The organism is Nonomuraea sp. NPDC047529 (genome assembly GCF_040642995.1).
GTDB lineage: Bacteria > Actinomycetota > Actinomycetes > Streptosporangiales > Streptosporangiaceae > Nonomuraea.
On sequence record NZ_JBEYTJ010000006.1, the window covers coordinates 248,634 to 268,299 of the forward strand.

A 19,666-nucleotide genomic window follows, 5' to 3' on the forward strand; every position below is an offset into this window, starting at 1 on the left:
CCGGTCGTCACCGGCCCGCCCGGATTGCCCGCTCAGTCGTCGGATCTGCGCCCGTCGGGGCCGATCGGGCCGAAGAAGGAGCTGAAGTTGGCGGTCCCGTCGCCGAAGATGCCGCCGCGGCCCTCCACGACGCGGCCGTTCTCCCACCGCATCAGGTCCACCCCCTCCATCTGCAGGTGCTCGTAGAAGGAGGTGCCGTCCGAGCCGGTGCGCTTGCGCACCGCGGTGCACCGGTTGACGTCGATGGTGTAGCCGTCCACCGGGTTGACCAGGCAGGCGATCTGCTCCATGCGCAGGGTGCCGCCGGCCAGCCGCTGCCAGGTCTTGATGAAGCCCATGAAGGCGTCGAGGCCGTCGTGCCATCCGGCGTACGGGTGGTTGCCGGGGGACTGGAACCGCACGTCGGGGTGCCAGTACTCCAGCGCGCGCTCGCGGTCGCCGGAGCGCAACGCCTGGTGTGCCGCCGCCAGTCGCTCAGCCGTCAGATCCGACATCGCTCTCCTCTCACTGCGTCGGGTGCTACTGCATCGGGTGCTTGGCGAGGAAGGCCGAGACGCCTTCGCCGACCGCTCTCGGGTTCATGATCTGCAGGCCGTGGGTGGCGCCGACGATGCCGCAGCGCTCGGCCTGGGGCAGCCAGTTCATGAGGAAGTGCTGCGCCTCGCGGAAACCGGGCATGGCCGCCTCGCTGTCCAGGCCCATCACGGCCAGCACCGGCATCTGCGGCTTGTTCGGCACGAGCTGGTCGGCCTTGGACATGCGGAAGCCCCAGCCGCCCAGCGCCGGGAAGTCCACCTTGAACGTGACGTCCGCGCACTCCTCGACCCGCTCCCACACGTCGAGGGGGCAGCTCATGTCGACGGAGCCGAGGTAGCTCGGGCCGCAGACGGCGGCCATGAAGTCGCAGGCGGCTGTGAGCTTGTCGCCCTTGTGCACCAGCTCGATGGCCGTCATCACGGCGTCGTTGTTGGCCTTCTCGGCCTCGGCGCCCTCACGCGGCAGGTACGGCTCCAGCAGCACCGCCGAGTGCGTGCGCTCGGGGTAGGAGAGCATGAACTGGAAGCCGATCACCCCGCCGAAGGAGTACGACATGACGTGCGCCTTGTCGATGCCGAGGTGGTCGAGGAGCTGCTTGGCGTGCTCGGCGCCCTCCTCGATGCTGAGGCTGTCCTTCTCCAGCGTGCTGCCGTTGTAACCGGCACGGTAATAGCTGATGAACTGGTACTTGTCCAGCAGCTCCGGGTTGTACTTCAGGAGCGGCGTGATGAGGCCGTCCGAAATGGAGGTGCAGTGAATGCACAGGACCGGCTCGCCGCGGCCCACGACCGTGTAACGAAGTTCCGCGTTGCTGACCTTGACTCGCTTGTCGTGGTCGAGTTTCCAGTCTCGACCGGCGTACAAAGCATTCGCGCTCATGCCATTCCTCTCACGCGATCACTCGACCGTTTCTCGTGCCCGCTTGGCCATACTCAAGAATGGTTGTCATGGGCCATGGGGACGGTCAACGAAAGAGCCCGCGCCGGGCTGTGCACCGCGAAATACGCCGGGGAACTCTGTCAAGTCGGCGCGCGTGGGAGGAGGGCCGGCGGGTCAGGGGAAGGACAGCTCGTACTCCACCTGCTCGACCGGGTTGCCGTCGCCGTAGTCGTACGCGCGGGTGGCGCCCGACTCGGTGAAGCCGCTCTTGGCGTAGAAACGGCGTGACTGTGGCGTGTCGCGCGGCGTCCACAGGTGCACCCGGGTGAAGCCCTCGTCGCGGATGCGGCGCAGGGTGTCGGTCATGAGGGCGGCGGCCACGCCGGTGCCCCAGCCGTCGGGATGGCCGTAGAAGCCGAAGATCTCCGCCGCGCCCGCCCGGGACGGCGAGGGCCCGAAGGAGGAGAAGGCCAGCCGGCGTCCGTCGAGCGCGGCGAGCACCAGGCCGCCCGGCGTCTCGGCGAGCACGTCGTGCCATTTGCCGCGCCGGTGGCTGACGGCCTGGTCGAAGAACTCCGTGGCGAAGAGACCGGCGTAGGCGGCCTTCCAGGATTCGGCGTGGATCTCTCCCAGCGTCTCACCGTCGCCCGGCGAGGCTGGGAACACTGTGAAAATTCCGGTCACAAGATCACACTAGTCGAGAGGTCCCGCGGGTGTCCGGCGGCGGAGCGCGGGCACGTACGGGGAAGCACGCACGCGGGGCGGCGCCGGGCGCGACCGCCGCCGTACAAGGCGTTCGAGGAGGTGCGGGCGGGGAAGCTGCGCGAGACGGCCGCCCGGGCGTGGCGGCCGGGTCGGTCGATCACGCGATCCCGGCCGCCGTGCCGCGGCCGGAGGTCATCCCTAGCGCTGGAGCGCGGAATGGAGGCTCGATGAGGTGGCTGGCTCGCGGGGAGGGGCAACTCCCGGCGGGAGAGGGCCGGGCGGGCGACGGGCGGCCCGCCGAGCACCCGCTCACCCGCTGGACCGTCAGTCAGGCGCTGCACCTGGTCTGTCCCGGCCCCGCCGGCGACCCGGAGCTGCGGCGGCGTCCCGACGGCGCGGCCGAGGCGTGGCGGGACGGCCGCCCGCTGCCGGTGGGCATCTCGCTCACCAGCCGTGACGGATGGGCGGTGTGCCTGCTCGGACTGGAGCCCGGGACCGTCGGCTGCGACCTGCAGGTGGTCGAGCCGCGCGGCCCGGGGTTCGTCGCCGACCGGTTCACCCGCCAGGAGCAGCGGATCATCGGCAACGATCCGCTGCTGGGCAGCCTGCTGTGGTCGGCCAAGGAGAGCGCGGCGAAGGTGCTGCGCCGCGCCGACAGCCGGGCGCTGGAGGTCTCCCTCGGCTGCGGCCGGCCCTCCGACGGATGGAGCAGGGTGACCGTTCGGGCGGGCGGGCGCGGGGTGACGCACGGGTGGTGGCGCCGGTTCGGCCATCTCGTGCTGACCGTGGCGGCCGACCGTCCCACGCCGCCGCCGCGCGGGCTGGAGGAGCCGTCGGCGCTGTCGGCGGCCCAGTCTCCCGTTCAGGCGGCGGTACGGTCGGCGTACGCCGGTTGCGCCTCGTCGGCCGGCTGATCCGGCGCGGGTCGTCAGGCCGGGTGCGGCGTCTGCGAGCGGTAGGAGTGGCCGAGCTCCGGGCCGAGGCCGAAGTAGTGGCGGAAGTTGTACAGCAGCGGGCTCCACGCGGACGGGTCCACGTGCTGGGTGCCGGGGACGACGATGCGCGGGTCGGCGTGCACCTTGCGCACGACGGCCTCGATGATGACGAAGTCGCCGGACTCGTTCGGCCGGATCTGCGCGGCCACGGCCTCGAACTGGAGGGGGCACTCGGCCACGCGCGGCGGACGTACGGTCTCCGACGGCTCCGGACGCAGGCCCGCCGCGCCGAACTTGTCGGGCTCGAACCGGCAGCCGGCCGCCTTGGTGGCGGGCACCGGGTCGCGTCCGGTGAGCGGCGCCAGGCGTTCCACCTGCGGCCACAGGTGCGGGGCCGGCAGGTTGATCACCAGGTCGGGCCGGTCGGCAAGGTTGCGCGCGGTCTGCCCCTCGGAGCCGAGGCCGAGCACGACGGTGCGGCCGAGCGCCCAGGCCGACGACATCGGGGCCAGGTTGGTCGAGCCGTCCGGGTTCTCCGTGCTCAGCAGCACGACCGGGGTGCCGAAGTAGAGGATGCTGGGTTCGATGGCGACGTGGCCGAGGGTTGCCGTGTTCATGGGGGGAGCCTAGGAAGGCGACGTTCAACCGGCGGCCGAAATGTCGCCGTTGTGCTGATCTACACCGTAAAGGCGCCCGGCTCGGCCACGTACGCCACGCCCTTGCCCGACAGGGCCGTACCCGCCACGGCCGGGACGAACGCCGACTCGCCCGGCCGCAGCGTCAGTTCGCCGAGCCGGGCCTCGCCCTCCAGGCACAACACGATCCTGGGCGGCCCGGCGGGCAGCTCGAAGGCGTCGGCCCCGGTCAGGTCGTACCGCGTGAGGGCGAACTCGGGGGCCGGAGGCACGTAGCGCCGCTCGCCGCGGGCGGGACGCTCGGGCTCGACCAGGTGCGGCTCGGCGGGCGTGAAGTCGACCACGCGCATCAGCTCGGGCGCGTCGACGTGTTTGGTGGTCAGCCCGCAGCGCAGGACGTTGTCGGAGCTGGCCATGATCTCCACGCCGACGCCGCCCAGGTAGGCGTGCGGCACGCCGGCGCCGAGGTAGAGGGCCTGGCCGGGCAGCAGGTCGACGTGGTTGAGCAGGAGGGCGGCCACCACTCCCGGGTCGCCGGGGCAGGCCGCGGCGATCTCGGCGTACGGGGCCAGCTCGGGGTCGGAGCCGCCGGCGAGGGCGCGTTCGACCTTGGCGCGCAGCGGCGCGGCGGCGTCGTCGAGCATCTGCGCGAAGACCGTGCGCAGGGCCTCGCCGGCGGGCCGGACGGCGAGCACGTCGATCCACGGCTGGAGGGCGGGCAGGCCGAGCCGGGCGAGCAGCCCGGCGGTGACGACGGGGGAGCGGAAGCCGCACAGCCCGTGGAAGGGTGTGATCGCGCAGACCATCTCGGGCTTGTGCGAGCGGTCCTTGTAGGTGCGGGCCGGGTCGCCGATCGGGACGCCGCGCGCCTCCTCGGCGGCGAACCCGGCCTCGGCCTGCGCGATCGTGGGGTGGACCTGGAGCGACAGCGGCCGGGCGACCGCGAGCACCTTCAGCAAATACGGCAGCGCGGGCCCGAACCTCTCGACGGCCGGGGAGCCGAGGGCGGCGACGGGGTCGCCCGCGATGAGCCGGTCGAGGGGCACCCCGCCGGCGATCGACGGGTCGGCGGGATGGGCGCCCATCCAGAGCTCGGCCTGCGGGCGGCCGGTCGGCTCGGTGCCGAACAGCTCGGGCATGGCGGTGACGGAACCCCAGTCGTAGGGGCGGATCGTGGTGTCCAGGCGCAGGGGCAGTTCGAACGTCGGCACAGGGCAGGAGCGTAGTCGCCGACGGCCGGCCTTGCGCGCCCGGGGCCGAACGACACCGCCCGCCCGCGGCCGGTCCCGCGCGGCCGGTCCCGCGCGGCCGGGCTCGCGTGGTTCGGGCCGGTCGGTGCTGTACGCCGGTATAGGATGCTTTTTTCGCGAACAGTTCGCTGTACGAATCGGTGGTGCGATGACAACCGTCCAGGACCCGGAGGACCTCACCGCGCGGGCCCGCATCCGCGACGCCGCGATCCGGCACATCGGCGAGCACGGGTTCGAGCGGGCCACGATCCGCGACATCGCCGAGTCGGCGGGGGTCTCGCTCGGCCTGGTACGTCACCACTTCGGCTCCAAGCAGGCACTGCGCGAGGCGTGCGACGAGCACCTGATGAAGACGGTGCGCCGGCTCAACGCCGAGGCCGCAGGCAGCCCGCCGGCCGGGTTCAACCCGGTGGCCGCCCTCGGCCCCTACCGCGCCTACCTGGCGCGGGCCCTGACCGAGGGCTGGGCGGCGCCGCTGTTCGACGAGATGACCCGGATCGGGGAACGCTGGCTGGCCGCGGCCGACCGGGACCGGGCCGACCCGCCGGACGTGCCGCCGCGGGCGCGGGCGGCCGTGATGGCCGCGATGGCGCTGTCGGTCACGGTCCTGTACCCGCACGTCTGCCGCGGCATGGACGCCGACCTGTCCACGCCGGAGGGCGAGCGCCTGCTGATGCGCACGCTGGTCGAGGTCTACTCCCAGCCGGTGCTCGGTCCGGAGGCCGCCGCCGAGGCCCGCGCCTGGCTCGGCTGAGCCGGGATCAGCGCGGCCCGGCTGCGCTCGTCCGGCCAGACCGAGGACACGTCCACGTACGGGCGCAGCAGGCCGGTCAGCTCCGGGTCGCCGCGGCCGTTGAGCTCCTTGGACGCGATCTTGCGCGCCACCCCGGCCACGATGTCGGCCACCTGGACGCGGGGGTCCAGGTGGGAGGCGACCAGCGTCAGGCTCGTCAGCACCAGCGGGCCTCCGGGGGCGTCCGGGCGGGCCAGCAGCAGCCGGAGCCGTTCGATGCGCTCCTCGGTCAGCGTCGTCTGCCGGTCGTGCACGACGGAGACGGGCCGGCCGCCCGCGCCCCAGTGGGCGACCGCGTGCGCGATGCCCGGGATCAGCGGGTCGAGCGCGGGGAAGAGGTGCGGGTCGTCGAGCAGGCGCGCGGTGAAGGCGTCCACGAGCGGCCTGGCGGCCCACAGCTCGTCCATGATCTCGCCGGCCGGGCCGGGCGTCGTGCGCAGGTCGGCGACCAGCTCGAAGACCGAGTCGGCGGAGACCTCTGGGCCCCGGCCGTTCCTGGCTCTGAGCAGGTGGTTGAAGGCGTCGAGGAAGGCCGTCCAGCGTGCGGGGCCGAAGGCGCGGCGGCCCTCCTGGTAGAGGGTGACCGCCATGGCCGCCGACCGTTCGTCCTGGTCGAGGCCACCGAGGACGGAATGGTGGCCGGTCAGCAGGTCGGTCACCTTGCTCACGGCGAAGTACGCCTTGTCGGTCAGGTGCACGCGCGCATGGCCGAGGATCGGGCCCGACGGGCCGAGCAGCCAGACCAGGGTGGCCCGGTTCTTCTCGCGCAGCACGTGCTCGGCCTTGTACTCGGTGACCGGCGAGGGCGCCCGCAGCCGCAGCTCCCGTACGCAGTCGGCCGCGGCGGCCGCGTCGAGGGAGACGCCGGCATGGGCGAACACGTCGGTGTTGCCGCCGACGAGCTTCTCGCCCTCCGCGCCGGACTCGTCGCAGGCGATCTCGACAGGACGGCCGTCCGGTACGAGGGCGGCCTGCGCGGGGCGTGGCATGACTTCCATGGTCACTGGCGAACCTACCCAAACGCTCCTCCCTTCCGCGAGACATTTTCCGCCCGTCCGCCGGCCTCGCCCGTCGGCGGCGCGGGGCTGTGACCCGAGTGCCTGGCGGGTAAGGACCGGACAGTAGGTGCGGCAGGTCCGGAGGGAGAGCATCGCGCGTGAGCATCAACGTGACCGTCTGGGGCGAGAACGTACACGAGCAGCGGGAGGAGGAGGTGCGCCGCCGCTACCCCGGCGGCATGCACGGCGCGGTCGCCGACGGCCTGCGCGAGCACCTGGGGGAGCGGGTGCGCGTGCGCACCGCGACCCTGCAGGACCCCGAGCACGGCCTCGACGCCGCGACATTGTCCGGCACCGACGTGCTCACCTGGTGGGGGCACGCGGCGCACGAGGAGGTCGGCGACGAGGTCGTGGCGCGGGTGTGCGAGCGCGTCTGGGCCGGGATGGGCCTGCTGGTGCTGCACTCGGGCCACTACTCCAAGGTCTTCCGCGCCCTCATGGGCACCACCTGCACGGTCAACTGGCGCGACACCGCCGACCGTGAGCTGGTCTGGACGGTGGAGCCCGCCCATCCGATCGCCGCGGGCGTGCCCCAGCCGCTGGTCATCCCCGAGCAGGAGACCTACGGCGAGCCGTTCGGCGTCCCGGCGCCCGACGAGCTGGTGTTCGTCAGCTCCTTCTCCGGGGGCGAGGTGTTCCGCAGCGGCTGCTGCTACCGGCGCGGCAAGGGCCGCGTCTTCTACTTCAGCCCCGGCGACCAGAACTACCCGGTCTTCCACCAGCCGGGCGTGCGGCGGATCCTGGCCAACGCGGTGGTGTGGGCGGCGCCCGCCGAGGGCGCGGGCGAAGCGCTGCGCAACACCCGCGTGCCCGCCGGCGACTGGTGATCTACTCCGTGACGGGCATGACCATGATGATCTTGCCCGTCACGTGCCCCGACCGGAGGTGGTCCATCGCGTCGGGGAAGCCGGCGAGCGGGAAGGCCCTGCCGACGACGGGGGTGAGCTCGCCGGACGCGGCGAGGCCGGCCAGGTGGCGCAGGTCCCGTGGGTCGGTCCTGGCGATCGGGGCGCGCAGGGTGTGCCGGACGAACGGGGACATCGCCGTCGCTCTGAGCTGGCGGCCGGTGCCGTACAGCCAGCGGCCGGAGGCGTTCTCGCCGCCGACGATCACGAGGGTGCCCCGGCGGGTGAGCACGCGCCGCAGGCCCGGCAGGGAACGGTTGCCCGCGGTGTCCAGGACGACGTCGTAGCGGCCGGGCCCGGTGGTCGGGTCCTGGCGGGTGTAGTCGAGGACCTCGTCCGCGCCGAGTGAGCGGACCAGGTCGCCCTTGCCGGGGCCACAGACGCCGGTGACGTGCGCGCCGTACGCCTTGGCGAGCTGGACGGCGAACGTCCCCACCCCGCCGCCCGCGCCGATGACCAGGACGCGCTGCCCCGGCCGGACGCGGGCGTGGTCGCGCAGCGCCTGGAGCGCGGTCAGGCCGCTGGTCGGGACGGCGGCGGCGGCCTCGAACGACAGACCGGCCGGTTTGCGGACGAGGCGGTCCTCGCGCGCGACCGCGTGCTCGGCCAGCGCGCCGTCGCAGACGCCGAAGACCTCGTCGCCGACCGCGAGGCCGGTGACGCCTGGGCCGACGGCCTCGACGGACCCGGCGACGTCGCGGCCGAGGAGGGGGGAACGGGGGCGGCGCAGCCCGGTGGCGAGGCGGACGGGGTAGGGCAGCCCGGCGCCGAGATGCCAGACGCCGTGGTCGAGGCAGGCGGCGTGCACGCGCAGGAGCGCTTCGCCGGGGCCCGGGGCGGGACGGTCGAGGTCGGTGAGGGCCGGGGGGCCGTAGACGTGCCGGGTGATGGCCTTCAAGGCAGGTCTCCATGTCAAAGAAAGTAGACATGACGAACGTAAAAGAAGGCCGACATGGTGTCAAGTATTTTGGACATAGCCGCGATGGGGGAGCGAAGTGTCGGTGATTTGGGTCGATAACGCGAAATATCGGTATCGCTACCGATAACGGTACGGATGGGGGACGGAGTTACCCTCTGGCCACCCCCCACCACGGCGGGCCGCCTGTTCGCCGGAATCGCCGGCCCCCCGCCGGCGCGGCCTACACGCCCGGACCGGGCCCGGCACCCGGCGACCGGCGGCCTGCTTCGGTCACCCCTCACGTGGAGGTGTCCCCCGCATGAGTCCTTCCCGATGGAGAGCGGCGGCCACGGCGTTGATCGCCGCACTGGCCGTCGTCGCGCCGGCGACCCCGGCCCCCGCCCTCGCTCAGGCCCCCGCCGCCGTACCCCTGAAGGCGCAGATCGACAGCCGGGTCTCCCCGGCCGGCGAGGAGGTTCTCGCCGACCTGTCCCTGCTCTACGGCGGCGCCGGACGGAGCTGGAGCACGCGCGTCACCCGGCCCGGCTCCCGCTACGTCAAGGTGCACTTCGCCGCGCTCACCCTCGTCCCGGGCGACTACGTCACCGTCGCCGCGCCGGACGGCCGCGAGATCCACACCTACTACGGCGACCCCACCCGCGGGCGCTACCCCGCCAACTCCGGCTACACGCTGCACGGCGTGCCCGGCTTCGCCGCGCTCTCCGTGGACGGCGACACGGCGGTGGTCACCCTGCACGCCTCCGGGCCGCGCAACGCCGTCCGGCTGGCCCGGCAGGGCTTCGGCGTACGCGTCGACCGGTACTTCCGCGGCTACACCACCCAGGAGGCCGCGGCCCTGACGCCCAGGACGTTCAGCGTGTGCGGCACCGACGCGCGCCGGGACGTCGTCTGCTACAAGGACAGCAATCCCACCGAGTACGCCCGCAGCCGCGCCGTGGCCCGCCAGCTCCTCAACGGCCTCGGCTACTGCACCGCGTGGCGGGTCGGCAACACCAACCGCATGCTGACCAACAACCACTGCATGGAGAGCGCCGCCGACCTGAGCGCCAGCGAGTTCCAGTTCGACTACGACTGCGCGACCTGCGGCGGCGACAACCCGGGCGCGGGGACGAAGGTCGGCGGCGGGCAGTTCCTGAAGACCAGCGCACTCGAAGCGCTCGACTACACGCTCTTCAGCGTCGCCGACTTCGCCGCGATCCAGGCGTTCGGCACCCTGTACCTCGATCCGCGCACCCCCGTGGCGGGCGAGCGCATCTACATCCCCGGCCACGGCGACACCCTGCCCAAACGCCTGTCCCTGTACGAGGACACGCAGGGCGGCGCGGCCTGCAAGATCGACGTGGTGTCGTCGGGCGTCAACACCGGCTACCGCTGCGACACCTCGGGCGGCAGCTCCGGCTCCCCGGTGATCGCCGCCTCCAGCCACAAGGTGATCGCGCTGCACCACCTCGGCGGCTGCCCCAACTGGGGGACGCGGATCACCGAGGTGTACAACGAGATCTCCGGCATGATCGACAACACCCCGCCGAACGGCGGCGGCGACGACTTCGCGATCTCGCTCTCGCCCACGAGCGGCGGCGTCACGCCGGGCGGGTCGACCACGAGCACCATCAGCACCGCCGTCACGCGCGGCGGGCCCCAGCAGATGCAGTTCGCGGCCTCCGGGCTGCCGGCGGGAGCCGCCGCGACGTTCGCGCCGCCCTCCGTCCCGTCGGGCGGCACGTCCGTCATGACGGTCTCCACCTCCGCGCAGACGCCCGGAGGCATGTACGTGATCACGGTGAGCGCGACCGGCCCGGCCGCCACCCACACGGTCGCCTTCGCCCTCTCCGTGGCCGCCGCCGGCGGCTGCTCGGGCTACGAGACCACCAAGACCGGGACGCTGGCCTCCGGGGCGGAGCAGTACCAGCCTGACGGCGGGTATCTCCAGACCACCGTCACCGGCCCGCACCAGGCGTGCCTGGACGGGCCGTCCGGCGCCGACTACGACCTGTACCTGCAGCGCTGGAACGGGTCGTCATGGGCCACGGTCGCCCAGAGCACCGGGGCGGGAGCCGACGAGACGCTCACCTACACCGGCGCGGCCGGGTACTACCGCTATCGGGTGCACTCCTACTCCGGGTCTGGTTCGTACACCTTGGGCTACAACGCTCCCTGACCCATGGACAGCCGGCCGGGCCGCGTCGAGATTGGACGGTAGGCCCGGCCGGACCGGCGGCCGGGCGGCGTCGAGTCCGGGCGGCGGGCCCGGTTCGCACGGACGCGGGGAGCGTGGATGAGGATCATGGAGCTCGTCTCGGTGGACGGCTGCATCGCCTTCGACCTGGACTGCCAGGTCAGCGCGGGCGGCACCCGGCTGGCGCCGGACGTCACCCGCGAGGAGGCGGGGCTGCTGGCGCGGGCGATGACGTACAAGCTGGCCGTGCTCGGCGAGCGGATCGGCGGGGCCAAGGCGGTGTTGCGGGCCTCGTCCGGCGACCGGGCGGGCACCGTGGCCCGTTTCTGCCGGGAGATCGCGCCGCTGGTGGAGAAGGGCGCCTTCCTCACCTCCTCGGACCTGGGCACGCGGACGCAGGACTTCGCGCCGCTGCCCGGGTACCGGACCGACTCGATCATGCACGGGCAGGTCGGCGGCGAGCTGGTGGACACCGTCGTGACGGGGCTGGGCGTGGTCGTCGCCGCCGAGACGGCGCTCGGCGGGCTGGCCGGGCGGACGGTGGCGGTGGAGGGCTTCGGCAAGGTGGGCAGCGCCGTGGTGCGGGAGGCCGCGCGGCGCGGTGCGCGCCTGGTGGCCCTGTCCACGCTGCACGGGTGCGTGCGCGACCCGGCCGGGCTGGACGTCGACGCCCTGGAGGAGCTGCGCGCCGGGCACGGGGACGCGTGCGTGACCCGGCTCGGCCTGCCCGTGCTGCCGCCGGAGGCGTTGTACGAGGTGGCCGCCGACGTGCTGGTGCCCGGGGCGCGCACGGGCGCCCTGTCGGCGCGGCGGGCGGCGGCGGTGCGGGCCGGCCTCGTCGCGCCCGCCGCGAACGTGCCCTACACCGGGGAGGGGCTGCGGACGCTGGGGGAGCGGGGCGTGGTGACGCTGGCGGACTTCGTCTGCGGCGCGGGCGCCACGATCGGTTACCTCGCCGAGCGGGCCGGGACGGTCGCCGACGCGGACGCCGCCCGTGCCCTGGTCGAGCGCCGCGTCGCCGAGCTCACCGCCACCGCTCTGGACCATCCGCAAGGCCCGTACGCCGGGGCGTGCGCGCTGGCCGAGGACTTCCTGGCGACCTGGCAGACCCCGCCCGGCCCGCCTCTGGCCCCCTCCCACCTCCCTCACTGACGTCGGACGGCCCGCCCCTGGCCCACCTCCCTCACTGACGTCGGACGGCCCGGCCCGAGCCCCCGTCAGCCGGCCTCTGCGGCCTGGCCGTCGAGAAACTCCTGGACGAGCGCCGCGAACTCCGCTGCCTGGTGCTCCAGCGGGATCACGCCGCCCTTCACCACGGCCCTGGTGCTGTGCGGAAGGGCGGCGGCCAGCCGTTCCAGCTCGGGAAAGGCGAAGGGGTCGTCGGTGGCGCCCACGACCAGCACGGGGCAGCGCACCAGCCCCACCCGGTCCTCCATCCGGTACGCGGCCACCGCCTCGTGCCCGCTTTCCACCTCCGGCAGCACGGTCAGCGCGTCGCGCACGAACCGGGTCAGCAGCGGCCACGGATAGTAGGGGGCCCGACGGCTCCACAGCTCGCCCAGATGGGAGCCGTCGGCCTGTTCGCGCACGGCGTCGATGGAGGGACGGCCCGCACGACGCTGCCGCCCCTCGGGGTCGATCATCGGCGTGGACGACAACACCAGGGCAGTGACGCGTTCGGGGGCGCGCGCCGCCGTCTCGACCGCGATGACGCCGCCCGTGTGGTGCCCGGCCAGGGCGGCTCGTGGCAGGCCGAGGGCGTCCATCAGGGCCAGCACCCCGTCGGCGTAGGTCTCGATCGAGTGCTCGGGCGGGCGGGCGGAGTTGCCGAAGCCGAGCGTGTCCATGGCGACGGCCCGCCGGGTGCGGCCGAGCAGGGGGAGCACCTCGCGGTACTCGTCCCACGAGCGGGGGGTCTGGTGCAGCAGGAGCACCGGGTCGCCCGTGCCGCACGAGGCGTGGTGGATCTGGCCGAGCGGGGTGTCGGCGTAGCCGAATCTGATCATGGCGTCTCCTCCGGCCCCCTGACAGGGCGATCGCCGGCCGATCTCACGCCCTCACGATCGCAGACGGGACGCCGCCGCGCATCAGCCCGTGGTCTGACGTCGAGCCGGAGCATCCGGGACGCGCCGGACGACCCCGTCAGCCGATCCGGTAACCGACGCCCGGCCTGGTGGCGATCACCGGTGGATCGCCCAGTTTGCGGCGCAGACGGCCGACGGTGACGGTCACGGTGTTGGTGAACGGGTCGGCGTGCTCGTCCCAGACCTGTTCGAGCAGGGACTCGGTGCTCAGGAAGCCGGGCGAGACGCGCAGCAGCGCCGCCAGCACGGCGAACTCCTTGACCGACAGCTCCAGCGGGCGGCCGTCCCGGGTGACGGTGTGCCGCAGCGGGTCGAGCTCGATCCCGGCCGCCCGCAGCGTACGCGGCCGGGCGGCGGGACGGCGGCGTGCCAGCGCCCGTACCCGCAGAACCAGCTCGGGGAAGTGGAAGGGCTTGGCCAGATAGTCGTCGGCGCCCAGGGTCAGGCCGCTCACCCGGTCGCCGGGCGAGCCGGCCGCGGTCAGCATCAGGACCATGGGACGTTCGTCCTGGTCGGTCAGCATCTGGCAGAGCGTGTCGCCGTGGATGCCCGGCAGGTCGCGGTCGAGCAGCACCACGTCGTAGGGGTTGAGGTCGAGCTTGGCCGCCGCCTCCAGCCCGTCGTGGGCGACGTCCACGGCCATGCCCTGGTCGCGCAGGCCCTCGGCGAGCACGGCGGCCAGCGGCCGCGCGTCCTCCACCACCAGCACCCTCATGCCGGCAGCCGCACGGTGGCGCGCAGCCCGCCCTCGGGGCGGGCGGCCAGGTCGAGGCCGCCGCCGTGCGCCTGCGCGACGGCCGCGACGATCGACAGGCCGAGCCCGGAGCCTTCCCCCGATCCGGTACGGTCCGCGCCGAGCCGCTGGAACGGCCGCCCCAGCCGGGCCACCTGCGCCGGGTCCAGCAGGTCGCCGCCGGACTCCACGACCAGCCGCGCCCACCGGCCGTCGGCCACGGCCTCGACCCTGATCCAGCCGCCGTCCCGGTTGTGCACGATCGCGTTGTCGATCAGGTTGTGCACCAGGCGGGTGACCAGTGCCACGCTTCCCACCGTCCGGACCCCGTCCTGGACGCCCTCGTCGTCCACGACGAGCCGCCGGGCCGCGAGGTCGGCGGCGCGGGCGTCGAGGGTCCGCGCCACCAGGTCGCCGAGCGCGATCGCGGCGGCGTCGGGCAGGCTGCCGTGCTGGGCGCGGGCCAGCGCGAGCAGGCCCTCCAGGAGCCGGTCGACCTGGTCGAGGTCGGTGCGCAGCCGGTCGGCCAGCGTCAACGTCTGCGCCGGTACGGGCTCCGGCTTGGCCACGGCCACGTCCAGCCGGGCCCGCATCGTGGCCAGCGGCGTGCGCAGTTCGTGCGAGGCGTCGGCGACGAACCGGCGTTGCGCGGCGAAGGCGCCCTCCAGCCGGGCGAGCAGCCCGTCGATGGTGTCGGCGAGATCCTTGACCTCGTCGGCCGGGCCCGGCACGGCCAGGCGCTCGTGCAGGTTGTCGGCGGAGATGCGGCGGGTGGCGGCGGTGATCGTCCGCAGCGGCCGCAGCACCCGGCCCGCCACCACCCGGCCGAGCACGATCGACACCACGGCCATGACGGCCAGCGCGAGCACCGACCCGGCCAGCAGCTGCCGCGACTGGGTCGCGTGCACGTCGGCGAGCTGGGCCTGGAGCAGGGCGACGTGCTCCTGGGCCTGGTCGAGGGCCGTCCCGCCGTCGGAGGGACCCGGCGCGGGCTCGGTCCGCGACATCGGCAGGCCGACGAGGTTGACCAGGACCAGCAGGGCCGCGCCGGAGGCCAGGAACAGCCCGCCGTACAGAACGGTGAAGCGCAGCCGTGCCGTGCGGGCGGGCAACCTGGGACGTGGCGGCATCTCTCTCCTTCCGGGGCCTCCAGGATGCCGTGCCTGACCTAACACCGGCATGACGGGGTAGGAAGTTCAGCTCATGGCGCCGACGAAGAGGAGCGAGGAGTGGTCAGGCGGTCTCGACGAGGGCCTGGCTGCGGTCCCAGAGGCGGCGTGCCAGGTCGGCGTCGTCCGCCAGGCGGTGGACGGCCGAGGGGCGGCGCTTCTCGTAGTGACCGCCGGTGGTCCAGTCGGCGCCCGGCCGCGCGGTGGCCAGCCAGACCAGGGTGTCGGCGCCCTGCTCGGGCGTGAGCAGGAGCCGCTTCAGAGGCGTGTGGTAGAGCAGGCGCGCCGTGCTGTCGCCGCCGCCGGAGAAGTTGGTGGCCACCACGCCGGGGTGGAAGGAGGCCGCGGCCAGGCCGTCCGCGCCGTGGCGGCGCTGCAGCTCCCGGGTGAACAGGATGTTGGCCAGCTTGGAGTTGGCGTAGGCCCGGCTGCCCGAGTAGCGGCGGACGGCGTCGAGGTCGTCGAGGTCGAGGCGGGCACGGGTGTTGACCAGGCTGGAGGTCGTGATGACCGTGCCGCCGGAGGCCAGCAACCGGGGCAGCAGCGACGTGGTCAGCAGGAACGGCGCCAGATGGTTGACCTGGAAGGTCGCCTCGTGGCCGTCGGGCGTCGTGGTGCGCGAGCCCATGATGGCCCCGGCGTTGTTGACCAGCACGTCGATGGCCGGATGGCGGTCGAGCAGGGTGGCCGCCAGGGCGCGTACCTGCGACAGGCGCGCGAAGTCGGCCACGTGGTGGTCGGCCTCCAGCTCCTTGGCCAGCGCCTCGGTCTTGCCTGCCGAGCGGCCGACGACGACGACCTCGTCGCCCCGCTCCCGCAGGGCGCGTGCCGCGGCGCGGCCGATGCCGTCGCTCGCGCCGGTCAGGATGATGGTCTTTCCCGCCATGGGCCCGATCCTTCCGCATCCGCCCACCACCATAGATCGCTCGACGGCGCCCCCGCCACGCCACCGCCCGGAGCGTCGCCGAAGGGATCCGTCCGGCGCGGGGTCATGGGCCGGTGGTGCGGAAGCGGGCGGCCGGGTCGTCGGTGAGGGCGGCGTCGAGGCGGGCGCGCATCTCGGCGGTCAGGTCCGGCAGGGCTCGCAACGGGAACCAGCGGGCCTCGCTGTTCTCGCCGTCCGCCGGGTACGGGTCGCCCGACCGCCAGGCGCAGCGGAACACCAGGTCGAGGTAGCGGGCCCGGTCGCCGTTGGGGTAGGTGACCTCGCGCGTGACGTCCACCAGGGCCAGCCGTTCCGCGACGGCCCGTACGCCGGTCTCCTCGGCGACCTCGCGCAACGCGGCGTCGGCCGGTTGCTCGCCCGGGTCGATGATGCCGGTGACCGGGGTCCAGGCGCCGGTGTCGGCACGGCGGACCAGCAGCACCTGGTCCTCGCGCAGCACGACCGCGGTCACCCCGGACAACCACAGCGGCTCGGTGCCGATCTTCTCGCGCAACGCGAGGACGAACTCAGGGGTTGGCATCCGCCCAGCATATTCGTCATTGATCACCCGAGCCCGGCCCCCGAGGAGACCCCGGTGGCGGGCGGGAGGGCTGAGAAGCCGGGGCCTTCCGGCGTGCCGGGCATGCGGCGGGACGCCATAACCCCATAAAGTCTATAGGTAATAAGGATAATCCCAAGGAGAGGTAAGCAGCCATGTCCGGCTCCACGTCCTGGCCTAGCCTCGGTTCCATGCCGATCGACGAGAACGCCCTGCTGCCCGATCCCGGCCGCGCCGTCGTGGCGGTCGAGCCGCCGGTCCCGGCGCACGGCCATTGGGCGGGGGCGCCGAGCGCCGTCGCCGCCGACGGCCTGATCTACCTCGCCTACCGCCTGCGCCGCCCGGTCGGCGAGGGCCGCGGGTACGCGGTCGTGGTCGCCCGCTCCGCCGACGGCGAGCGTTTCGAGCCGCTGACGACGATCACCCGCGAGGAGATGCACGCCGAGTCACTGGAACGGCCCGCCCTGGTCCGCACCCCCGAGGGACGCTGGCGGCTGTACCTGAGCTGTGCCACGCCGGGCACCAAGCACTGGCGGGTGGAGGTCGTGGAGGCCGACGACCCCGCCGCGTTCGACCCGCGCACCCGGACGACCGTGCTGCCCGGCGACCCCAAGACCGGGGTCAAGGACACCGTGATCGTGCGGCGCGGCGACGTGTGGCACCTGTGGGCCTCCTGCCACCCGCTGGCCGACCCCGACGAGGCCGACCAGATGGTGACCGACTACGCCACCAGCGCCGACGGCCTGGACTGGACCTGGCACGGCACCGCCCTGACCGGCCGCCCCGGCCTGTGGGACGCGCGCGGCGTCCGGATCAGCGCGGTGCGCTTCGACGGCGCCCGGGTCGTGGCCTTCTACGACGGCCGGGCCAGCGCCGAGGAGAACTACGAGGAGCGCACCGGCGTCGCCGTGGGCGCCGACCCCGACGCGCTGACCGCCCTGGGCGACCGGCCCGCCGCGATGTCGCCGCACCACGGCGGGGGCCTGCGCTACCTCCACTTCGTCGACCTGCCCGACGGCCGCCTGCGCCTCTACTACGAGTACACCCGCGCCGACGGCGCCCACGACCTGCGCACGGAACTACGCCCGGCCCCCTGACCGCGACCCGCCCGGCCCCGACCCCGGCGTCGGGCGGGGCCGGGCCGGAGTCCGCCGACCCCGACCCTCTGGCCCCGGCCCCCGGCACCCGGTCAGTGGGCGCGGCCGTTTCTGGCCTGGCGCTGGCCGGGTGGCCGGCTGCCGACCAGGCCGCCCGAACGTTCCCGGGGCCGCAGCCAGTCGCTGAAGTCCTCGCCGGTGACCTGCTGGAGCAGCTCGACGTCCGCGGCGAAGTAGCGGATCAGCCGCTGCCGCTGCTCCCACTCCAGCGGCCGGCGGGCTCGGCCGCTGCGCTGGAGCAGCCGCTCCAGCGGCCCGGACAGGGGCGCGGGCAGGGTGCGGCGCAGGATGGACAGCAGCGCGTGCCGCGCGCCGGGGGCCGGGTGAGCGGTCACGTTCTCCCTGGGGACGCCGTCGAGCAGGCCCTGCCGTACGCCGAGGAAGCCGCAGATGCGGTCCAGGGTCTCGGCCGGCCGGTCCACGATGTCCCGGTAGCGGAAGATCAGCACCTGGTCGCGCGGGAACAGGGTGAACAGGTGGGCGAGCTGCCCGCCGTACCGGCCGAGGCCGGTGTAGTGCCAGAAGTGCGCCCATCCGGCCGCGACCCGGTCCGGCTCGGCCTCGCAGGCGCGGACCAGGTCGCCGATCGGCTCCAGGCCGGCCGACCACAGGTGGGTCCAGTTGGAGTGGGCGCGCTCGACCGGGTCGCGCAGGCTCACGATGAGCCGGACGTGCGGGATCGTCTCGCGGATGCGCCGCTGGGCGTCCAGGTCGTACAGGTAGAAGGGGGTGGACTCGCCGGCGAGCGTGCCGGGGGGAGCGGCGGCGAACAGCGCTTCGTAGTCCGCGCGCCGCCAGACGTGTTCCCGGTAGGTCTCGGCGTCGCCCGGTCCGCCCCGGCCGGGCGGTGGCCCGTCGGTGAGGAAGAACTTCGGCTCCTTGATGGGCGACAGGAACAGGTCGGGGTGCGGGTGCAGCGCGGTGTGCAGCGCCGTCGTCCCCGCTTTGGGCACTCCCGCGATCAGGAAATCAGGCAAGGGCACCGTTTTCCTCCCAGTGACGAGAACCGCTATTGCCTAACTTTCCTACCAACAGTGTCGGAAATTCAAGAGGTCGGAGCCGCTCCGCTCGTCCGATTGCCGTCTCTGTCTTCGACGCCCTCGGCCCGACCGCTAGGTTGATCATGATCCACCACAACGGCCGAACGATCAGCAGGGTGATGCACTTGCGTGAAAATCCCCACATCAGCGGAACATCTGCCGTGAGCCGTCGCGCGCTCCTCCGGACCGGGGCGGGGATGGCGGCCGCCGCCGCGGGCGGCGGCCTGGCGCTCTTCGCGGCCGAACCGGCGTACGCGACCGTCCCGGCGTCGCAGCGTTTCGTCTTCGAGGGGGCCGGCGGCGACCCCGTCGTACGGGCCACACTCCACCAGCCCTACTGGGCGATGCAGTCCTTCGCCTTCGACCACGTCCACGGGCACATCTACTTCGTGCAGACCAAGGTCGGCAGCACGAACGGCGACCTCTGGGTGACCAGGACCGACCTGCACGGCAAGGTGCTGGGCGCCATGGCGCTGCACGGGTTCGATCACGGCTCGTCGATGGCGATCCAGCCGGACACCGCCGAATCCCCCTACATCTGGCTCGCGGGCGACTGGAGGAGCCTGTCCGCCGGCACGGCCCCGAACAGCCACACGATCTGCCGCGTCAAGTACAGGGACGGGGGCGCGCTCGGCTACAAGGACGCGGGGGTTCGGAACTTCCCGATCGGCCTCTCCGACTTCCGGGACTGTCCGAGGCCCTCGATCGATCCCTACACCAACCGGTTGCTCGTTCGGTACATGGGGACGACGAGCCCGTGGCGCCTGGCGCTGTTCGACCTTCCCGCCGTCATCGGCAAGGGCATCGGCGACACCACTCCGGCCCTCGCCAAGCGCGCTCTCCCGACCAACGCCGAGCTCGGCCTCTCCGAATCCGACCACTTCCAGGGCGTGACCTCGTACGGCCAGTACGTGTACCTCTCCTACGGCGGCCCGCCCGCCAAGCCCTCGGACCCTGCCAAGCCCTCCTATCTGGTCCGTCTCGACATGAACAAGGCAGGGGCTTCGGTGGAGGAGGTCTACCGGACGAGGGCGGGCGAGTCCCTGCCCGGTCGTGAGCCTCAGGGAATGGCGATCTGGCGATCGTCGGACGGGCCGCGTCTGGCGTTCGGCTTCTCCAGCAAGATCAGCGGCAGTCCCGACGAGTTCCGGGCGACCGTCTTCTACAAGAGCGACCTCACCGGCTGAGCCGTCCGAACCGCCGCGGC

General features: G+C 73.3%; 20 protein-coding genes. 7 read left to right on the top strand and 13 right to left on the bottom strand.

From position 1 onward, the window contains the following. Positions 1 to 32 precede the first annotated feature (32 nt). From ABZ815_RS12770 to ABZ815_RS12780, 3 genes are all read right to left on the bottom strand, one after another. Positions 33 to 494: a nuclear transport factor 2 family protein gene (locus ABZ815_RS12770; RefSeq protein WP_357697088.1), complete on the bottom strand. Its 462-nt coding sequence runs from the start codon at positions 492 to 494 to the stop codon at positions 33 to 35. Between the two features lie 25 nt (positions 495 to 519). Then, on the bottom strand, positions 520 to 1,416 hold the full coding sequence (locus ABZ815_RS12775; protein WP_357697090.1) for an alpha/beta hydrolase: 897 nt from the start codon (positions 1,414 to 1,416) through the stop codon (positions 520 to 522). A gap of 174 nt (positions 1,417 to 1,590) precedes the next feature. After that, positions 1,591 to 2,082: a GNAT family N-acetyltransferase gene (locus ABZ815_RS12780; RefSeq protein WP_357697092.1), complete on the bottom strand. Its 492-nt coding sequence runs from the start codon at positions 2,080 to 2,082 to the stop codon at positions 1,591 to 1,593. Between the two features lie 266 nt (positions 2,083 to 2,348). Between ABZ815_RS12780 and ABZ815_RS12785 the strand changes: the two genes are divergently transcribed. Beyond that, the gene (locus tag ABZ815_RS12785; protein WP_357697095.1) at positions 2,349 to 3,035 is read left to right on the top strand and encodes a hypothetical protein; all 687 of its coding nucleotides are present in this window, start codon (positions 2,349 to 2,351) and stop codon (positions 3,033 to 3,035) included. A 14-nt stretch (positions 3,036 to 3,049) separates the two neighbouring features. Here ABZ815_RS12785 and ABZ815_RS12790 read toward each other — a convergent pair whose 3' ends face one another. Both ABZ815_RS12790 and manA read right to left on the bottom strand, forming a co-directional pair. Next, positions 3,050 to 3,673 (bottom strand): flavin reductase family protein, encoded by a 624-nt coding sequence (locus ABZ815_RS12790; protein WP_357697097.1) that lies wholly within the window; start codon positions 3,671 to 3,673, stop codon positions 3,050 to 3,052. Between the two features lie 59 nt (positions 3,674 to 3,732). Continuing rightward, positions 3,733 to 4,902 carry a mannose-6-phosphate isomerase, class I gene (manA, locus tag ABZ815_RS12795; protein ID WP_357697099.1) on the bottom strand — a complete coding sequence of 390 codons (1,170 nt, stop codon included), beginning with the start codon at positions 4,900 to 4,902 and terminating at the stop codon, positions 3,733 to 3,735. A gap of 187 nt (positions 4,903 to 5,089) precedes the next feature. Here manA and ABZ815_RS12800 point away from each other — a divergent pair, with 187 nt between their 5' ends. Then, the gene (locus tag ABZ815_RS12800) at positions 5,090 to 5,695 is read left to right on the top strand and encodes a helix-turn-helix domain-containing protein (RefSeq protein ID WP_357697101.1); all 606 of its coding nucleotides are present in this window, start codon (positions 5,090 to 5,092) and stop codon (positions 5,693 to 5,695) included. Here ABZ815_RS12800 and ABZ815_RS12805 read toward each other — a convergent pair. Beyond that, positions 5,635 to 6,723: a hypothetical protein gene (locus ABZ815_RS12805; protein WP_357697103.1), complete on the bottom strand. Its 1,089-nt coding sequence runs from the start codon at positions 6,721 to 6,723 to the stop codon at positions 5,635 to 5,637. The genes ABZ815_RS12800 and ABZ815_RS12805 overlap by 61 nt on opposite strands. Before the next feature lie 167 nt (positions 6,724 to 6,890). Here ABZ815_RS12805 and ABZ815_RS12810 point away from each other — a divergent pair, with 167 nt between their 5' ends. Next, the gene (locus ABZ815_RS12810) at positions 6,891 to 7,619 is read left to right on the top strand and encodes a ThuA domain-containing protein (protein ID WP_357697105.1); all 729 of its coding nucleotides are present in this window, start codon (positions 6,891 to 6,893) and stop codon (positions 7,617 to 7,619) included. A 1-nt stretch (position 7,620) separates the two neighbouring features. Here ABZ815_RS12810 and ABZ815_RS12815 read toward each other — a convergent pair whose 3' ends face one another. Next, positions 7,621 to 8,595, bottom strand: coding sequence for an NAD(P)-dependent alcohol dehydrogenase (locus ABZ815_RS12815; protein ID WP_357697107.1), 975 nt, complete (start codon positions 8,593 to 8,595; stop codon positions 7,621 to 7,623). 319 nt (positions 8,596 to 8,914) lie between these two features. Between ABZ815_RS12815 and ABZ815_RS12820 the strand changes: the two genes are divergently transcribed. Both ABZ815_RS12820 and ABZ815_RS12825 read left to right on the top strand, forming a co-directional pair. Continuing rightward, positions 8,915 to 10,774: a trypsin-like peptidase domain-containing protein gene (locus tag ABZ815_RS12820; RefSeq protein ID WP_357697109.1), complete on the top strand. Its 1,860-nt coding sequence runs from the start codon at positions 8,915 to 8,917 to the stop codon at positions 10,772 to 10,774. 117 nt (positions 10,775 to 10,891) lie between these two features. After that, entirely contained in the window at positions 10,892 to 11,944 is a 1,053-nt protein-coding gene (locus tag ABZ815_RS12825) for a Glu/Leu/Phe/Val dehydrogenase dimerization domain-containing protein (RefSeq protein ID WP_357697111.1), read from the top strand. Positions 11,945 to 12,009: 65 nt separating this feature from the next. Here the strand turns inward: ABZ815_RS12825 and ABZ815_RS12830 are convergent, their stop codons facing one another. From ABZ815_RS12830 to ABZ815_RS12850, 5 genes are all read right to left on the bottom strand, one after another. Continuing rightward, positions 12,010 to 12,798: an alpha/beta hydrolase gene (locus ABZ815_RS12830; RefSeq protein ID WP_357697113.1), complete on the bottom strand. Its 789-nt coding sequence runs from the start codon at positions 12,796 to 12,798 to the stop codon at positions 12,010 to 12,012. 136 nt (positions 12,799 to 12,934) lie between these two features. Continuing rightward, entirely contained in the window at positions 12,935 to 13,591 is a 657-nt protein-coding gene (locus tag ABZ815_RS12835) for a response regulator transcription factor (protein ID WP_357697115.1), read from the bottom strand. Further along, complete coding sequence (locus tag ABZ815_RS12840; protein ID WP_357697117.1) at positions 13,588 to 14,739, bottom strand: ATP-binding protein; 1,152 nt, start codon at positions 14,737 to 14,739, stop codon at positions 13,588 to 13,590. Before ABZ815_RS12840 ends, ABZ815_RS12835 begins: the two co-directional genes overlap by 4 nt. Before the next feature lie 103 nt (positions 14,740 to 14,842). After that, entirely contained in the window at positions 14,843 to 15,664 is an 822-nt protein-coding gene (locus tag ABZ815_RS12845; protein ID WP_357697118.1) for an SDR family NAD(P)-dependent oxidoreductase, read from the bottom strand. Between the two features lie 103 nt (positions 15,665 to 15,767). Next, positions 15,768 to 16,244 (bottom strand): NUDIX domain-containing protein, encoded by a 477-nt coding sequence (locus ABZ815_RS12850; RefSeq protein WP_357697120.1) that lies wholly within the window; start codon positions 16,242 to 16,244, stop codon positions 15,768 to 15,770. Between the two features lie 209 nt (positions 16,245 to 16,453). Between ABZ815_RS12850 and ABZ815_RS12855 the strand changes: the two genes are divergently transcribed. Then, positions 16,454 to 17,359 carry a hypothetical protein gene (locus tag ABZ815_RS12855; RefSeq protein ID WP_357697122.1) on the top strand — a complete coding sequence of 302 codons (906 nt, stop codon included), beginning with the start codon at positions 16,454 to 16,456 and terminating at the stop codon, positions 17,357 to 17,359. Between the two features lie 92 nt (positions 17,360 to 17,451). Here the strand turns inward: ABZ815_RS12855 and ABZ815_RS12860 are convergent, their stop codons facing one another. Further along, the gene (locus ABZ815_RS12860) at positions 17,452 to 18,402 is read right to left on the bottom strand and encodes a sulfotransferase (protein WP_357697124.1); all 951 of its coding nucleotides are present in this window, start codon (positions 18,400 to 18,402) and stop codon (positions 17,452 to 17,454) included. A 218-nt stretch (positions 18,403 to 18,620) separates the two neighbouring features. Between ABZ815_RS12860 and ABZ815_RS12865 the strand changes: the two genes are divergently transcribed. After that, positions 18,621 to 19,646, top strand: coding sequence for a hypothetical protein (locus tag ABZ815_RS12865; protein ID WP_357697126.1), 1,026 nt, complete (start codon positions 18,621 to 18,623; stop codon positions 19,644 to 19,646). Positions 19,647 to 19,666: the final 20 nt, after the last annotated feature.

Excerpts from the sequence above, each read along its gene's own strand:
- ABZ815_RS12770 (WP_357697088.1), bottom strand. The coding sequence starts at position 494 with ATGTCGGATCTGACGGCTGAGCGACTGGCGGCGGCACACCAGGCGTTG.
- ABZ815_RS12775 (WP_357697090.1), bottom strand. The coding sequence starts at position 1,416 with ATGAGCGCGAATGCTTTGTACGCCGGTCGAGACTGGAAACTCGACCAC.
- ABZ815_RS12845 (WP_357697118.1), bottom strand. The coding sequence starts at position 15,664 with ATGGCGGGAAAGACCATCATCCTGACCGGCGCGAGCGACGGCATCGGC.
- ABZ815_RS12830 (WP_357697113.1), bottom strand. The coding sequence starts at position 12,798 with ATGATCAGATTCGGCTACGCCGACACCCCGCTCGGCCAGATCCACCAC.
- ABZ815_RS12835 (WP_357697115.1), bottom strand. The coding sequence starts at position 13,591 with ATGAGGGTGCTGGTGGTGGAGGACGCGCGGCCGCTGGCCGCCGTGCTC.
- ABZ815_RS12805 (WP_357697103.1), bottom strand. The coding sequence starts at position 6,723 with ATGCCACGCCCCGCGCAGGCCGCCCTCGTACCGGACGGCCGTCCTGTC.
- ABZ815_RS12855 (WP_357697122.1), top strand. The coding sequence starts at position 16,454 with ATGCCGATCGACGAGAACGCCCTGCTGCCCGATCCCGGCCGCGCCGTC.
- ABZ815_RS12785 (WP_357697095.1), top strand. The coding sequence starts at position 2,349 with ATGAGGTGGCTGGCTCGCGGGGAGGGGCAACTCCCGGCGGGAGAGGGC.
- ABZ815_RS12800 (WP_357697101.1), top strand. The coding sequence starts at position 5,090 with ATGACAACCGTCCAGGACCCGGAGGACCTCACCGCGCGGGCCCGCATC.
- ABZ815_RS12840 (WP_357697117.1), bottom strand. The coding sequence starts at position 14,739 with ATGCCGCCACGTCCCAGGTTGCCCGCCCGCACGGCACGGCTGCGCTTC.
- ABZ815_RS12820 (WP_357697109.1), top strand. The coding sequence starts at position 8,915 with ATGAGTCCTTCCCGATGGAGAGCGGCGGCCACGGCGTTGATCGCCGCA.
- ABZ815_RS12790 (WP_357697097.1), bottom strand. The coding sequence starts at position 3,673 with ATGAACACGGCAACCCTCGGCCACGTCGCCATCGAACCCAGCATCCTC.
- ABZ815_RS12825 (WP_357697111.1), top strand. The coding sequence starts at position 10,892 with ATGAGGATCATGGAGCTCGTCTCGGTGGACGGCTGCATCGCCTTCGAC.
- ABZ815_RS12850 (WP_357697120.1), bottom strand. The coding sequence starts at position 16,244 with ATGCCAACCCCTGAGTTCGTCCTCGCGTTGCGCGAGAAGATCGGCACC.